The following is a 14,540-nucleotide window of genomic DNA, read 5'->3' on the forward strand; positions in this document are numbered from 1 at the left end:
GCCGAATGTGGAACCGGTAGTGGAGGGCCCCTCATGGCGAGTGACCGCCCCGGTTATGACGCGTTCCTGTCCTACAGCCACGCGGCGGACATGCGGCTTGCCGCCGACGTGCAACGCGGGCTGCACCGGTTCGCCAAGCGCTGGTACCGGCCCAGGGCCCTGCGGGTGTTCCGGGACCAGACCAGCCTGGGCGCCAACCCCGACCTGTGGCGGACCATCGAGATCGCGCTGGACTCGTCCCGCTACTTCATCCTGATGGCCTCACCGCGGGCCGCCGGATCGGTCTGGGTGGGGCGGGAGGTCGAGTACTGGCGGGCCAACCGGGAGCGCGAGACGTTCCTCATCGTCCTGAGCGAGGGCGTGATCCAGTGGGACGAGGCGGCCGGGGACTTCGACTGGGACCGCACCACCGCGCTGCCCCGCGCCCTGGCCGGCTGGTTCGCGGCCGAACCGCTCTGGGTCGACCTCACCTGGGCCCGCGACCGGCCACGCCTGTCGACCCGCAACAGCAGCTTCCGCTCCGAGCTCGCCACGCTGGCCGCTCCCGTCCACGGCAAGTCCAAGGACCGCTTGGACAGCGAGGACGACCGGCAGCACCGGATCGCCACCTGGCTGCGGTGGGCGGCGGTGGGGCTGGTGGCGCTGCTCGGGCTGGTCGCGCTCGTGCAGGGGCAAGCGGCGATCACCCAACGGGACCAGGCGCTGTCCCGGGCGCTCGCGGCGCGCAGCGAGGCGATCGGCGACACCGATCCGGACCTGTCCCGGCTGCTCAGCCTGGCCGCCGACGGGATCAGCCCGACCGCCGAGGCGGCCACCGGCATGCTGATCGCCGCCGGCCGGTCAGGGATCGCCCGGCTGGACGCGGGCGGCCGAGCGGTCGGTGCGGTGGCGTTCAGCCCGGACGGCACTTCCTTCGCCACGGCGGCGGACACGCTGGTCCGGCTGTGGGACACCCGGACCCGCGCCCCGATCGGCGACCTGCCCGCGTTCTCCGGCGCGGTCCGGTCGGTCGAGTTCAGCCCGGACGGCCGGACCCTGGCCGTCTCCGCGCACGAGAGCGGCGGCACGGTGTGGGACGTGGCCACCCGTCAGGTGATCGCCACCGGGCTGGACGGCCGCCCCGCCACCAGCGCCGTCAACGACCACCCCGCTCCCGCCGTGACGTACGCCCCGGACGGGCGGTTCCTGGTGGTGAGCAACGGGAAGCGGCAGGTGCGGCTGCTGGACCCGGTGACGCGGGCCCGGATCGGCAGCGACATGACGATCGCCGACTACGGCACCGCCGCCGAGGTGAGCCCTTCGGTGGTGCTCAGCCCGGACAGCCGCACGCTGGTCACGTCGGCGGCGGACGGCACCCTGCGCTTCTGGGACACCGCCACCCAGCAGCAGATCGGTGCACCGGTGAAGGCGTACCGCCCCGACGGGGCCTCCCGGGTCGTGGCCGCCCTGGCCATGTCCCCGACCGGGAAGACGGTGGTCAGCGCGGGTGCGGACGGTGCGATCCGGTTCTGGGACGTGGGCACGCGGCAGGAGAGCGGACCGGCGATGCCGGCGCGCACCCGGGTCGACCGGTTCGACAACGCACCGCCGGTCGCCTTCTCCCGGGACGGCGGGACCCTGGCCACCGGTGGGCAGGACGGCACCGTCCGGCTGTGGGACGTGAGCACCCGGCAACCCGTCGGCGACCCGCTGGCCGGGCACAGCCGGCAGGTCGCCTCGCTGGCGTTCGGACCGGACGGCCACGCGCTGGCGAGCGGGGCGATGGACGGCACGGTCCGGCTGTGGGACGTCAGCGGCCAACTGCGGGCGAACCAGCCGCTGACCGGGCACGTCGGCCCGGTGTACGCCGCCGCGTTCAGCCCGGACGGCCGAACCCTGGCCACGGGCGGCGACTACGGGTGGAACCCCGAGCAGGCCAGGAACCAGTTCTCCTGCGGGCAGGACGGCTGGCGCGTGTGCCTGGCCGGGGCGAACTGGCTGACCACCTTCGGCGGAGTGCGCGGCGTGACCGTCGGCGGTGTGCTGAGCGGCCCGTTCTACGGCGAGGTCTTCGGCGGCGTGACGCTCACGCCCGGCACGAACCCCGGGACCGACTGGGGGACCGAAGGGCCCAGCGTGCGGCTGTGGGACGGCGCGGGCGAGCCTGCGGGCAGCCTGACGACCGGGACGACCCGGACCGTGCGGTCGATCGCGTTCAGCCCGGACGGCGCCACGGTGGCGTTGGCCGGCGTCGACGTCTGGCGCGACGGTGGCGAACCGATCGAGTCGGGCGGCAGCGTGACGCTGTGGGACGTGCGCACCGGCAAGCAGCTCGATCGCCTGGTCGAGGGCGCGGTGGCCTGGTCGGTGGCGTTCAGCCCGGACGGGCGGAGCCTCGCGGTGGCCGTGGGGGACACCGAGGAGGTCAAGCCGTCGGTGTTCCTGTGGGACATCGCGACGAAGACCCGGACGAGGACCCTGCTCGACGGGCCGCCCGCGGTGAAGGTCGTGTTCAGCCCGGACGGCCGGAGCGTCGCCGCGGGCCGTGACGACGGCAAGGTCCAGCTCTGGGACCTCACCGACCCGGCACGGGACGCCACGCTGACCGCGGCGGGCGCCGGCCCGGTCGGTGGCGTGGCGTTCGACGCGACCGGCGGCCTGCTGGCCACCGGATCCGACGACGGCGTCATCCGGCTGTGGGACACCACGACCCGCCGGCCGGTCGGCGAGGCCATGACCGGTCACACCGGGCCGGTGTACTCGGTGGCGTTCAGCCCGGACGGGCGGCTGCTGGCCACCGGCAGCGGGGACAACTCGGTGCGGTTGTGGGACGTCGGCAGCCGGCGCCAGGTCAGTCAACCGCACCTCGGCCACACCCGTCCGGTGCGCGCGGTCGCCTTCAGCCCCGACGGCAGGACCCTGGCCAGCGCGGGCGAGGACCACTCGGTGCGGGAGTGGGACCTCGGCTACACCGGCGACCTCGCCAGGACCCTGTGCGACACCACCCGGCGCCCGCTCACCCGGGACGAGTGGCAGCGCTACGTGCCGGAGGTGCCCTACCAGGAGCTCTGCCGCTGAACTCCGCGCCACCGCCGTGGCCGCTCACGGGCCGCTGCCGACCGTCCGGTTCAGGAAGGCCACGATCCGCCCGTCGGGGTCGCACAGCTCGGTGACCAGTCCCAGCGCCAGTGCCTCCTCCGGCCCGTGGTTGGCGCCGTCGAAGACCGCCCGGTGCGGGCCACCGGCCCGATCGCGAACCGCATGATCTCCAGGGCCGACCGGGGGAACGGCACGCGACCCGCAGTTCCGGCAGCCCGGCGGGACCATCGGCTTGCCGAGGTCGAAGACGGCGCGGAAGGCGTCCTGGTCGTCGAGGTCGCGCACGGTCCGCGTGATCGCCCGGCACAGCTCCAGGTTCAGGGCATTGACCTTGCCGTGCGCCGGCCGCACGACCCCGATGCGGTCCACCACGTCGAGCTCGATCATCGCGTTCCCCTTCCCGGAGGAGCCGACCCCGGACCGGCGCGAGCGGCGTCGTCGCGGCGGGCGGCCAGCACGAGCAGCGGTGGTCGCCGGAGGTGTTCGGCCAACTGGGGGCGGTCGGCGAGGGCGGCGTCGCTCGGGACCGGTTCGTCGATGCCCGTCAGCTCCAGGCCCGCGGCGAGGAGCGCGCCGATCAGCGTCGTCAGTCGCCGGTGGTGCTTCTGCACGCCCTCGATGATCCAGCGCTGGGTCCGCGACCCCTCGCGCGCGTAGTCGTCGACCGGCCACACCGTGCCGTGCTCGGTCCGCACCCACCCGGACATGGGATCCGCGGCCGTGCAGACGGGGTGTTCGACCGAGAAGACGAACCGCCCGCCCGGCCGCAGCCAGTGGGCGACGCGCTCGACCAGGCCGGGGTAGTCGGCGACGTAGTGCAGCGCGAGGCTGCTCACCACCAGGTCGGCCGAACGGGCGGGCAGTGCGAGCTCGTCCAGATCGGCGCGCAGGAGGCGGACCCGCGGGTGCGGGGTGGCCAGCGCCAGCATCCGCCGGGACGAGTCCACCGCCAGGACGTCGGCCGCTCCGGCGTCGGCCAGTCGCCGGGCCAGGGCGCCGGTTCCGCAGCCCAGGTCGACGATCGAGGCACCCGCCACGGGAGGGAGCATGCGGTCCAGGGCGGGGATCTCGACGACGTCGTTGATCGCGGCAGCCGAATCCCGCAGCCGGCGGTACCCCGCGAAGAACCGGTCGTCGTCGTAGAGGTCGCGTCCGGCCGTGCTCACAGGTACTTCCTGAGGTCGTCCACGTCGACCATCGGCAGGCCCCAGCGCAGCGCGGCGATCTCCAGGTCGGCGGCCTTCGCCATGGTCCCGTCGGGGTTCATGACCTCGCAGCACACCCCTACCGGCGGCAGTCCGGCCGCCACGCACAGGGCGACGGTGGCCTCCGTGTGGCCGCCGCGTTCGGCGAGCCCTCCCGGACGTGCGGCGAGCGGGAAGACGTGGCCCGGCCGGAGGAAGTCGCCGGGCACGGCGCGCGGGCTGGCGAGGCGGCGGACGGTCGCCGCGCGTTCGGCCGCGGACACCCCGGTGCCGGTCCCGGCGGCCAGGTCCACCGGGACGTGCTGACGGGTGCCGTGCCGGTCGCCCGGGCCGGGGATGGGACCGATCTCCAGCCGTTCCAGCACCTCGGGCGCGCACGGCACCGTCGAATGACCGCAGGCCTGGGTGAGCAGGAAGACGAACGCCTCCGGGCGCAGGTGCGCACCCGCGAACACCACGTCCCCCTCACCCTCCAGATCGGGGTCCCACACCACCACCGCCCCGCCGGCGGCGAGCTGCGCGAGGGCCTCCTGCACACCGCGTGCGCCCGAGCGGCGGCCCGACCACGGCAGCGCCGCGACCGCCTCGGCCACCGCACGTCCCGGGTCGGACGGCCGGCGCTGTGCCAGGCGGGTGACCAGGTCGGGCTCCAGGTTCACGCGATCACCGGCCGACAGGTCGGCGAGCGTGGTGCTCCCCAACGTCACGGGGAGCAGCGCCACGGAGAACCGGTCGCGCGACACCTCGGCGACGGTCAGGCTGACACCGTCGACCGCGATCTGCCCTTTCGGGACGACCATCGGGATGAACCGCTCCGGCGGCTTGATCCACAACCGCCTGGAGGTGGTCTCGTCGTCGACCCTGACGACCTTGCCCACGGCGTCCACGTTGCCCTGCACCAGGTGACCGCCCACCCGGTCGCCCAGCACCAGCGGCGCCTCCACGTTGACCCGCGTGCCGGGCCGGATCCCGTCGAGCGTCGACCTGCGCCGGGTCTCCGGCGACAGCACCGCGGCCAGGACGCCCGGCGCCCGTTCGGCCTGGGTGACGGAGAGCCCGACGCCGTTCAGGCAGATCGAACCGGGCGCGGTGGCGGCGGTCCTGGGCGCGCTGACCTCGATGCGGCCAGGCTCGACGGCCGTCACCGCGCCGACCTCGTGGATGTGTCCGGTGAACATGCGACTCGCCTCTCGACAGCGGGAGGTGGATCCTCCGCGCGCGGAACCAGGGGCCTGGACACAGGCCCGAGAGGGAGCGGGGTCTCACCGCGTGGCCTCGGAGTCGCACCGAGTCGTCCCGCCGCGACGGGCGGAACTGGTGGGCTGTCACCACCACACCTTGGAATCGCACCAAGACCCTGTATACCACCGCCCGCCCGGCAAGATCAACGCGTGGCACCCGCGCCGCCGTCGGCCTTGATCACGGAAATCCGGTGACATCGGCAGCCTTCCCCGCCAGGATGGCCGGTGTGGAAGAGGTCGAAGTCGTCGTCGCCCACAGCCAGCGCGCGACGCTGCGCGTCGGCGACGTGTTCCTGAAGGTCGACGGCGACCCGGCGCACGCCGACGTCGAAGTGCGGGCGATGGCCATGGTGCCGGTACCGACGCCGGCGATCCTCTGGTGCGAGCCGCCCGTGCTCGCGATCGCCGCCGTGCCCGGCAAGGCGCTCGGCGTCCTCGGCGAACCGTCGGCCGCGTCGCCGGCGGCCTGGGCCGCGGCGGGTGCCGCCATCCGGAAGCTGCACGACGCGCCGTTGCCGCCGTGGCCGGGTCCCAGGCTCGACGACGTGGCGGCGGAGCTCGACCGCGAGTGCGCGTGGCTGCTCGCCAACGCCGTGCTGCCCGCCGAGGTGATCCGGCGCAACCGCGAGATCGCCGAGGCCGCGCTCCGACCGTGGACACCGGTGTTCATCCACGGCGACCTGCAGATCACGCACGTGTTCGTCGACGGCGACGAGGTCACCGGCGTCATCGACTGGTCGGAGGCCGCCCCGGGCGACGCGATGTTCGACCTCGCCACCTTGACGCTCGGGCACGAGGAACGCCTGGACGACCTACTCGCCGGCTACGGCCCGGACGCCGACCGCGACGTGATCCGCGCCTGGTGGTCGCTGCGCAGCCTGGTGGCGTCGCGCTGGCTGATCGAGCACGGCTTCGACCCGGACGCGCCGGGGTGCGAGTTCGACGTGCTCAGATCGCGGGTGCGGGAGCTCCGGTAACTCCGTTCCTGCTGGACACGAGCAGCGGGTAAGCGGAGGAACTGCGTCCGGCGGATGGAGGACGTCGCTGCCGACCTCTCATGATCGCTACGCTGTCCGGGCGGATCAACTGACGTGAATCCCGCTCAGTCCGCTTCGCACCAGACTCCCGTTCCAGAGAGGACCGCCCCAATCATGGCTGTCGCCGATGACCTCGACCGCGCCACCGACTCGCCAAGGGACTTGATCGCCGAGCAGACGCGCAAGTACCTGGCGTCGAACGGAGCCGAAGGGCACGAGTCGAACGGCATCTACACGCTCGTGCTCGCCACCACCGGGCGCAAGAGCGGCATCCCGCGTCGCACCTGCCTGATCTACGGCACCGCGGGCGAGGACTTCGTGGTCATCGCCTCCGACGGTGGTTCCGACCGGGACCCGGCGTGGTTCAAGAACATCCAGGTCGACCCGAGCGTCGGGGTGCAGGTCGGCGACCGCCGGTTCACCGCCCGCGCCAGGGTCGCGTCCCCGGACGAGCGCGAGGCCCTCTGGGCGCAGATGACGAGCATGTTATCGCTGTACGACGAGTACTCGCAGAAGACCGACCGGGAGTTCCCGATCGTCGTGATCACTCCCCAGGACTGACCCCGGCGGGCAGCTCCTCCCGCGAAGGTGTCGTGGGGGGGGGGGGGCGGGGGGGGCCCCCCCCCCGCGGGGGGGGGGGGGGGCGCGGGGCGAGGGGGGGGGGGGCCCCCCCCCGGGCGGGGGGGGGGCGGCCCCCCCGGGGGGGCCCCCCCCCCACGATCGCCTGTGGCACCTACACGTTCGGGTGGTCGTGCGGTGGAAATCGCGGGCTGATCACGCACTGCCGGTGACGGGGGCGTGGGGCTCGACCCTCCACGTTGGACACCCGGTGCACCGCATCACCGGTTCGATGGACAGCGAGCGGCGTGACGACTGGTCACACCGCCCCGGCGGGCTTGCGACGTCTGCGGATCAGGTCGGGATCCCGTACGTTGCGGACGACTCGACTTCCGGTCGGAGGAGTTGCCCGTGGTGGTCGTTCGCGGTGGTGCGGAAGCCCGCGGTGAGGGTGGGCCGCACCACGGACCGACCGCGGACTGGCAGGGTTGGTCGGCGTGCGCCATCGCGGTCGCCGGGTTCCTGCTGTGCCTGCTGGCCGGTGGTGGCGCGGTGTCGTTGCCCTGGGCGGCCGGCCTGGACCTGCGGCTGAGTTTCGCGCTCGACGGCCTCGCCGTGCTCTACGGGATGCTGGCCACCGGTGTCGGCGCCCTCGTCTTCGCCTACGGCACCCGCTACCTGACCCTGCACCTGGAGCACCAGCGCCGCTCGGCGGTGGAGCGGTGGCGGTTCTGGCCGTGGATGGCGCTGTTCGCGGTGGCGATGGTGGGGCTGGCCACCGCGCAGGACCTCGTGCTGGTGTTCGTCTTCTTCGACCTGACCGCGGTGTGCTCGTACTTCCTCATCGGCTTCGACCGGGCCGAGCGGGCGGCGCGGACCGCGGCGTTGATGGCGTTGCTGGTCACGGTGGTCACCGCGGTGGCGATGCTGGTCGCCGCCGTGCTGCTCTACTCGGTGCACGGGACGTTCTCGATCCCCGAGCTGCTGGCGCGGGCCGACCGGTCGGCGACCACCACGTGGGCGGCGGTGTTGCTGGCGGTGGCGGCGTTGGCCAAGAGCGCGCAGGTGCCGCTGCACTTCTGGTTGCCGCGGGCGATGGCGGCGCCGACCCCCGTGTCGGCCTACCTGCACTCCGCGGCGATGGTGGCGGCGGGCGTGCTGGTGATCGGACGCGTGCACCCGCTGCTGGCCCGCGACGAGCTGGTGCTGACCGGGCTGGTGGTCGTGGGCGCGGTGTCGGTGGTGGTCGGCGGGGTGCTGGCGCTGCGGCAGGACGTGCTCAAGCAGCTGCTCGCCTACTCGACGATCTCGCAGTACGGCTACCTGGTCATGTTGTACGGGATGGGCGGCGCCGAGGGCAACGGCGGGGCGGCGTTCTACGTGCTGGCGCACGCGATGGCCAAGAGCGCGCTGTTCATGACCGCCGGAACGGTGACGATGACGACCGGCGAGGACCGCCTGTCCCGATTGGGTGGGCTCGGGCGCCGAACGCCGGTGCTCGCGACGGCGGCAGGGGTGGCGGCGGCGACGCTGGCCGCGCTGCCGCTGACGATCGGGTTCTTCAAGGACGAGCTGCTGTTCACGGCGGCGTTGCGGCACGGTCCGCTGACCGCGGCGCTGGCCGTCGTCGCGGCGACGCTCACGTTCGCCTACATCGGGCGGTTCTGGATGGGGGTGTTCCTGGGGCCACCCCGCGGGCAGGTCGGCGCGGCCTCCGGTCTGCTCGTCGCACCGGTCGTGATCCTGGCGGCGGTCGCGGTGTTCGGGGGCCTGGTCGTGGAACCGTTCGCGCGGTTGGCCTCCGACGCGGCCGGCGTCTCGACCGGCGGACCGGTCGCGATCACCCCGGGCTACCACTTCGACGTCCGGCCGGAGAACGTGCTGGCGGTCGCCTCCTGGGTGCTGGGCGGGCTGCTGCTGGCGGTGCCCCGGGTGGCGGACCGGGTGGTGCCGGTCGTGGCCGCAGCTGGGGCGCGGTGGGGACCTCGGCGAGCTTACGAGGCGACGTTGCACGCGCTGAACCGCGTGTCGGCCGCAGTGCACGACCGGGAGGTGAAGGACCTGCGCACCAGCATCGGGGCGGTGCTGGTCCCGGCCGGGCTGGTGGTCGGCCTCGCGTTCGCCGCCACCCCGACGGCGGGCGCCTACGCGGTCGGCACCGTGGTGGGCGCCGACTGGCTGATCCTCCCGCTGTTGGCGCTGGTCGTCATCGCGACCGTGGTGGTCGCCAAGGTCCGCTCACGCCTGACCGCGGCGCTCGCCCTCTCGGTGGTCGGCTTCGCGCTCGCCGCGGTGTACGCGCTGGTCGGAGCCCCGGACGTGGCGCTGGTGGCCGTCGTGGTCGAGACCATGCTCACCCTGGTCTTCGTCGCGGCGCTCGCCCGGATGCCCGACGAGGGCCCGGTGCGGGACGCGGTCGTGCGCGTCCGCCCGCGCCGGCGCCGGTGGGACGTGCCGGCCGGTGCTGTCGCCGGGCTCGCCGTCTTCGCCTCGGTGTGGGGGTTCCTGTCCCAGCCCGCGCCCGACAGCGTCTCCGCCGAGCACGTCCGGCTCACGCCCGCCGCCCACGGCGGTGACGTCGTCACGGTGATCGTCGCGGACTTCCGCGGCCTGGACACGCTGGTCGAGATCACGGTGCTGCTGGTCGCGGTGATCGGCGTGGCCACGCTGATGCGGCGCGGGAGGCTGTGGTGAGCACGGACGCGCCGCCGGACTCGGTGATCCGGGTCGTCGCCCGGCTGCTGCCCGGCCCGAGCCTGATGGTCGCCGCCGCCCTCATCGTGAAGGGGTACGCCGAGGTCGGCGACGGGTTCGCGGCCGGGGTGATCGTCGCGTTGGCGATCGCGCTGATCTACGTGGCGTTCGGGGTGGAGGGCACCGAGTCGGCACTGCCGGCGCTGCGCCACGCGCCGAAGCTCGCGGTCGGCGGCCTGCTCCTGGCGCTCGGGAGCGGGTTCTTCCCCCTCGTGCGGGGCGAGCCGCCGGTGACCCACCGCCCCGGTCCGGGCGAGCACGTCACCAAGATCGGCGCGCTGGAGCTGTTCACCCCCTTGCTGCTCGACATCGGGGTGTTCCTGCTGGTCGTCGGTGTGCTGACGACGTTGGTGCACCAGCTCGGACGGCCGCTGGGGGAGGGGAAGCGGTGATCCTCGCCTTCGCCGTCGCGGCGGCCGTGCTGTTCGGCTCCGGCGCCTACCTGCTGCTCAAGCGCGACCTGATCCGCATGGTCGCGGGCATCATGCTGATCTCGCAGAGCGCCGTCGTCACGATCATCGCCGCCGGGTTGAGCCGCGGTCGGGCGGCGATCGCGGTGGCCCCGGGCGAGGAGGTCAGCGACCCGTTGCCGCAGGCGCTGGCGTTGACCGCGCTGGTCATCGGGCTGGCCACGGTGGCGCTGCTGCTCGCCCTGGTGCACCGGGCGATCGTGGTCTTCCGGACCGCCGAGCAGGACGAGCTGGCCGCGACCGAGGCCCGGCACGCGGCGGGCCTGGAACGGGAGCGGCAGGCCGACCGCGAGGAGACCGAGGCCCGCCTGGAGGACGAGCGGCAGGCCGAGCGCGAGCGGGCCCGCTGATGCTGCTGTCGACCGTCCTCCTCGTGCCCTGGGTGTCGGGCGCCGTGCTCGTGGCGTTGGACGGGCGGCGGCGGGTGGTCGCGTGGCTCGCCGTCGCGTCCCTCGTGGTCACGCTCACCGCGCTGGGCGTGCTCGCCGCGGACGTGTTCGACGGCGGCGATCGGCAGGTCGTGACCGGTGGCTGGCCCGCCGGCGTGGGCATCGTGCTGCGAGCGGACGCCCTGGGTGTCGTCTTCGCGTTGCTCTCGGTCCTCGTGCTGCTGGCCGCCGCCGCTCACGAGGCGGCGGGCGGGGTGCGGTCGCGGACCTTCCCCGGCCTGGTCGTGCTGCTCGGCGCCGGGTTGACCGGGCTGTTCGTCACGGCCGACGTGTTCTCCTTCTACGTCTTCTTCGAGCTCGCGATGACCGCCTCGTACGCGCTCAGCGCCTACGGTGGCAAGCGGCGCCAGCTGCGGGCGGCGCTGGTGTTCACCGCGGTCAACCTGCTGGGCTCGTTCGTCTTCCTGCTGTCCGTGGCGGGCGCCTACCGGGTGACCGGCGCGCTGGCGATGGATCAGGTGGCCGCTCGCGTGCTCGGGGTCAACCCCAACGCGGCGGGCCTGATCGCGGCCGGGTTCTTCATCGCGTTCAGCGTGAAGCTCGGCCTGTTCCCCTTCCACTTCTGGCTGCCCACCGTCTACGCCGGGGCACGGCCCTCGGTCGCGGCCATCCTCAGCGGCGCCGTGGCGAACATCGGCGCCTACGGCCTGCTGCGCTTCGGCGCCGACCTGTTCCCCGAGCAGTTGCGGCTCGCCGGCGTCGCGCTCGTCGTCCTGGGGGCCGCCTCGATCGTCTACGGCGGGGTGCTGGCGGTCGCCCGCGGCGACGCCGCCGAGACGCTGGCCTACTCCGCGATCGGGCAGGTCGGGTACGTGCTGGTCGCGCTGGGCGTCGGCGGGCCCGTCGGGCTGGTGGCCGCGGTGCTCTACAGCGTGATCAACTCGCTGAACAAGGCGCTGCTGTTCCTGGCCTCGGGGGTGCGGGGCGCGGCGGTCGCGGCGGCGTTCGCGGTCGGGGCGCTCAGCGTGGCGGGCGTGCCGCCGGCGGCGGGGTTCGTCGGCAAGCTGGAGCTGTTCCGCACCGGGATCGTGGCCGGCAGCGTCGCTCTCGTCGTGCTGCTCCTGGTGGGCAGCGCTCTGTCGCTGGTCTACATGTTCCAGGTGTACCAACGCCGGTTCTGGCGTCCGGACCCGCAGGCGACCGGTGCGACGAGCCCACTGCCGCAGCGGCTGTTCACGGCGGCGTTGGCGCTGCTGGTGCTCGCCGCGGGGTTGTGGCCCGAGCCGCTGCTCGTGCTCAGCGACCGGGCCGTCGACGCCCTGCTCGCCGCGGACACCGAATGACAAGGGAGGTCGCAATGTTGCCCGTGTTGCTCCGCGTCGTCGCGCTCACCTCGGTCTACCTGCTGGCGTTGACGAGCCTGCGTCCCGGTGACGTCCTCATCGGACTCCTGCTGTCCACGCTGCTCGTCGTCGTGGCCGGGCGGGTCCGCCCGAACGCACCGCCGCCGACCCCGCCCGCGGCGCTGGGCCGCCGGCTGGCGGGCGTGCCGGCGCTGGTCGGCGGGACGTTGGTCGACCTCGCGGTCGGCACCTGGCGGACCGCCGTGACCCTCGTCGGCCCGAGTTCGGCCACGCCCGGGCTCGTCGAGGTGCCCATACCCCGCACGGGACCCGTCCCGGCCGCGGCCTGGGCGGTGCGGGTCGGCTTCGTGCCGGACAGCGTGGTCGTCGAGGTCGACGAGGAGCGGGGCCGGATGCTGCTGCACGTGCTCGACACGCGTGACCCCGAGGCCGTGGCCGCCGCCCAGCACGACTCCTACCGGCGGCGCCAGCGCCGCGTCTTCCCCTGACCGCCATGCCCGCCGTCATCGTCGTCCCCGCCCTGTTCTGGGTGACGCTGCTGCTGGTCGCCGGCGGCCTGTCGTTGATCCGCGCCCGTGACGTGCTGCAACGCGTCGTGGCGCTCGACCTGCTCGCGACGATCGTCATCGCGCTGCTGGCCCTGCTGTCCTACCTGCGGGGGCAGGCGTACTACCTGGACGCCGCCGTGGCCCTGGCCCTGCTGTCGTTCATCGCCACCGTGGCGGCGGCCCGCTACCTCGACTCCGGGGGTCCGTTCGGATGATCTCGGTCCTGCTCGACGTGCTCGGCGGCGCACTGCTCCTGCTGGGCCTGGCGCTGCTGACGGTCAGCCTCGCCGGTGTCCTCCGGCTACCCGACACCTTCGTCCAGCTGCACGCCCAGGGGCTGGCCACCGGACCCGGCGTGATCGCGATCCTGGCGTCGTCGATCGCGACCGAGGACGCCACGATCATCACCTTCGCCGTGCTCGCGATCGCGTTCGTCGCGCTCACCTCGCCGGTGGCGGGCCACGCGCTCGCCCGTGCCGCCCACCGACTCGGCAGCCGCAACGCGCGCGGGACCGACGACGGGGGCGACGGTGACGGGGAACGTCCCCCCGGCTAGGTCCTGGCGTGCGCCTCGTGAGCGCGCTTGAGCAAGGCCATCAGCTTCTCCTCTTCCCGGATCCGGGCCCGGTACTTCTCGGGGAGCTGCTTGAGCGTCGCCTCCTCGGCGAGCAGCGCGCTGAAGACCTCCGCGCGGCGGGCGGGGTCCGTCTCGATGTCCAGGTACTCGATGGCGTGCCGGCGGGCGGAGGCGATCACGTTCTGCGCCCTGCCCCACTGGCTGGTCATGGACGCGACGACGGTGACGAGCAGGACGCCGATGATCACGCTCAGGGACAGCCCGGTGCTGATCTCCACCACGTGCACCGGCTGCCCGTTGTTGATGAACGGCACGTTGTTCTCGTGCAGGGCGTGCAGGATGAGCTTCACGCCGATGAACCCCAGGATCACCGCCAGCCCGTAGGCCAGGTAGACCAGCCGGTTGAGCAGCCCGTCGATGAGGAAGTACAGCTGGCGCAGCCCCAGCAGCGAGAACGCGGTGGCGGTGAACACGAGGTAGACGTTCTGCGTCAGCCCGAAGATGGCCGGGATGGAGTCCAGCGCGAACAGGATGTCCGTGCCGCCGATGGCGACCATCACCAGCAGCATCGGCGTCATGGCCCGCCGGCCGTCCACGACGGTGAACAGCCGGTCGCCGTCGTAGGTGTCGGTGGTGTGGAACAGCTTCCTGGCGATCCGGATCACGATGTTGTCCGCCGAGTGGCTGTCCTCGCCTTCCGGCTTGAGCAGGTTGCCCGCGGTGACCAGCAGGATCACGCCGAAGAGGTAGAAGACCCAGGCGAACAGGTTGATGAGCGCGGCGCCGAGCAGGATGAAGCCGCCGCGCGCGATCAGCGAGAAGACGATCCCGAACAGCAGGACCTTCTGCTGGTCGGCCCGGGGCACCTTGAAGCTGGACATGATGATCAGGAAGACGAAGAGGTTGTCGACCGACAGGGCCTTCTCCGTCACGTACCCGGCGAAGTACTCCGTGCCCATCGTGGAGCCGCCGAAGACGAACACCCCGACCCCGAAGAGGATCGCGATCCCGACGTAGAGGGCCGACCACAGCCCCGCCTCGCGCAGGCTCGGCGCGTGCGCCTTGCGCACGTGCGCCACGAAGTCGAACAGCAGCAGGCCGGCGATCGCGGCGATCGTCACCCACCAGACGACCTGGGGCACATCATCCACCGGCTTCGTCCACTCTCTCCGCGCCGAACTCGCCGCCCAGAGGACCACAGGCCGTCATCACCCGCAACCGGGGCGGTGTCGGCGATGTCGTGTCGCGGCGCCGTCCACAGTGGATGGCACGAAGCGGGTGGCGGGCGCCGGAGCCGAACCGGTGGTCGAGGCGGCACA

Annotated in this window: 14 protein-coding genes; 10 read left to right on the plus strand and 4 right to left on the minus strand. The window is 73.2% G+C overall.

Annotation, left to right across the window (positions count from 1 at the left end; translation table 11 throughout):
* Positions 1-33: 33 nt before the first annotated feature.
* A complete protein-coding gene (locus LNK82_RS02810; RefSeq protein ID WP_230565313.1) occupies positions 34-3,057 on the plus strand; it encodes a TIR domain-containing protein in 3,024 nt (1,007 codons plus the stop codon).
* Between the two features lie 24 nt (positions 3,058-3,081).
* Here the strand turns inward: LNK82_RS02810 and LNK82_RS02815 are convergent, their stop codons facing one another.
* The 3 genes from LNK82_RS02815 to LNK82_RS02825 are packed head-to-tail and all read right to left on the minus strand — an operon-like array spanning position 3,082 to position 5,461.
* Complete coding sequence (locus LNK82_RS02815) at positions 3,082-3,465, minus strand: hypothetical protein (protein ID WP_230565314.1); 384 nt, start codon at positions 3,463-3,465, stop codon at positions 3,082-3,084.
* Positions 3,462-4,244, minus strand: a complete 783-nt coding sequence (locus LNK82_RS02820; protein ID WP_230565315.1) for a class I SAM-dependent methyltransferase — start codon at positions 4,242-4,244, stop codon at positions 3,462-3,464. The genes LNK82_RS02815 and LNK82_RS02820 overlap by 4 nt, the downstream gene beginning before the upstream one ends.
* The gene (locus tag LNK82_RS02825) at positions 4,241-5,461 is read right to left on the minus strand and encodes a riboflavin synthase (RefSeq protein ID WP_230565316.1); all 1,221 of its coding nucleotides are present in this window, start codon (positions 5,459-5,461) and stop codon (positions 4,241-4,243) included. The genes LNK82_RS02820 and LNK82_RS02825 overlap by 4 nt, the downstream gene beginning before the upstream one ends.
* A gap of 281 nt (positions 5,462-5,742) precedes the next feature.
* Here LNK82_RS02825 and LNK82_RS02830 point away from each other — a divergent pair, with 281 nt between their 5' ends.
* The 9 genes from LNK82_RS02830 to LNK82_RS02870 all read left to right on the plus strand — a co-directional run bounded on the left by LNK82_RS02830 (position 5,743) and on the right by LNK82_RS02870 (position 13,200).
* Entirely contained in the window at positions 5,743-6,501 is a 759-nt protein-coding gene (locus tag LNK82_RS02830; protein WP_372470394.1) for a phosphotransferase family protein, read from the plus strand.
* 174 nt (positions 6,502-6,675) lie between these two features.
* Positions 6,676-7,122, plus strand: a complete 447-nt coding sequence (locus tag LNK82_RS02835) for a nitroreductase family deazaflavin-dependent oxidoreductase (protein WP_230565318.1) — start codon at positions 6,676-6,678, stop codon at positions 7,120-7,122.
* Between the two features lie 408 nt (positions 7,123-7,530).
* Entirely contained in the window at positions 7,531-9,813 is a 2,283-nt protein-coding gene (mbhE, locus tag LNK82_RS02840) for a hydrogen gas-evolving membrane-bound hydrogenase subunit E (protein ID WP_230565319.1), read from the plus strand.
* A complete protein-coding gene (locus tag LNK82_RS02845; protein ID WP_230565320.1) occupies positions 9,810-10,265 on the plus strand; it encodes an MnhB domain-containing protein in 456 nt (151 codons plus the stop codon). The genes mbhE and LNK82_RS02845 overlap by 4 nt, the downstream gene beginning before the upstream one ends.
* On the plus strand, positions 10,262-10,693 hold the full coding sequence (locus tag LNK82_RS02850; RefSeq protein ID WP_230565321.1) for a sodium:proton antiporter: 432 nt from the start codon (positions 10,262-10,264) through the stop codon (positions 10,691-10,693). Before LNK82_RS02845 ends, LNK82_RS02850 begins: the two co-directional genes overlap by 4 nt.
* On the plus strand, positions 10,693-12,075 hold the full coding sequence (locus LNK82_RS02855; protein WP_230565322.1) for a complex I subunit 5 family protein: 1,383 nt from the start codon (positions 10,693-10,695) through the stop codon (positions 12,073-12,075). The genes LNK82_RS02850 and LNK82_RS02855 overlap by 1 nt, the downstream gene beginning before the upstream one ends.
* Before the next feature lie 14 nt (positions 12,076-12,089).
* Positions 12,090-12,584 (plus strand): Na+/H+ antiporter subunit E, encoded by a 495-nt coding sequence (locus tag LNK82_RS02860; RefSeq protein WP_230565323.1) that lies wholly within the window; start codon positions 12,090-12,092, stop codon positions 12,582-12,584.
* Between the two features lie 5 nt (positions 12,585-12,589).
* Complete coding sequence (locus LNK82_RS02865) at positions 12,590-12,859, plus strand: MrpF/PhaF family protein (protein WP_230565324.1); 270 nt, start codon at positions 12,590-12,592, stop codon at positions 12,857-12,859.
* Positions 12,856-13,200 carry a cation:proton antiporter gene (locus LNK82_RS02870; RefSeq protein ID WP_230565325.1) on the plus strand — a complete coding sequence of 115 codons (345 nt, stop codon included), beginning with the start codon at positions 12,856-12,858 and terminating at the stop codon, positions 13,198-13,200. Before LNK82_RS02865 ends, LNK82_RS02870 begins: the two co-directional genes overlap by 4 nt.
* Here LNK82_RS02870 and LNK82_RS02875 read toward each other — a convergent pair.
* Positions 13,197-14,372: a TerC family protein gene (locus LNK82_RS02875; protein ID WP_230565326.1), complete on the minus strand. Its 1,176-nt coding sequence runs from the start codon at positions 14,370-14,372 to the stop codon at positions 13,197-13,199. The two genes, LNK82_RS02870 and LNK82_RS02875, sit on opposite strands and share 4 nt — an antisense overlap.
* Positions 14,373-14,540 lie beyond the last annotated feature (168 nt).

The sequence above is a fragment of the Saccharothrix luteola genome, from assembly GCF_020859565.1.
GTDB lineage: Bacteria > Actinomycetota > Actinomycetes > Mycobacteriales > Pseudonocardiaceae > Actinosynnema > Actinosynnema luteola.

Coding starts and splice junctions, on each gene's coding strand:
- LNK82_RS02855 (WP_230565322.1), top strand. CDS start 10,693: ATGCTGCTGTCGACCGTCCTCCTCGTGCCCTGGGTGTCGGGCGCCGTG.
- LNK82_RS02815 (WP_230565314.1), bottom strand. CDS start 3,465: ATGATCGAGCTCGACGTGGTGGACCGCATCGGGGTCGTGCGGCCGGCG.
- LNK82_RS02870 (WP_230565325.1), top strand. CDS start 12,856: ATGATCTCGGTCCTGCTCGACGTGCTCGGCGGCGCACTGCTCCTGCTG.
- LNK82_RS02825 (WP_230565316.1), bottom strand. CDS start 5,461: ATGTTCACCGGACACATCCACGAGGTCGGCGCGGTGACGGCCGTCGAG.
- LNK82_RS02865 (WP_230565324.1), top strand. CDS start 12,590: ATGCCCGCCGTCATCGTCGTCCCCGCCCTGTTCTGGGTGACGCTGCTG.
- LNK82_RS02830 (WP_372470394.1), top strand. CDS start 5,743: ATGGCCGGTGTGGAAGAGGTCGAAGTCGTCGTCGCCCACAGCCAGCGC.
- LNK82_RS02860 (WP_230565323.1), top strand. CDS start 12,090: ATGTTGCCCGTGTTGCTCCGCGTCGTCGCGCTCACCTCGGTCTACCTG.
- LNK82_RS02810 (WP_230565313.1), top strand. CDS start 34: ATGGCGAGTGACCGCCCCGGTTATGACGCGTTCCTGTCCTACAGCCAC.
- LNK82_RS02835 (WP_230565318.1), top strand. CDS start 6,676: ATGGCTGTCGCCGATGACCTCGACCGCGCCACCGACTCGCCAAGGGAC.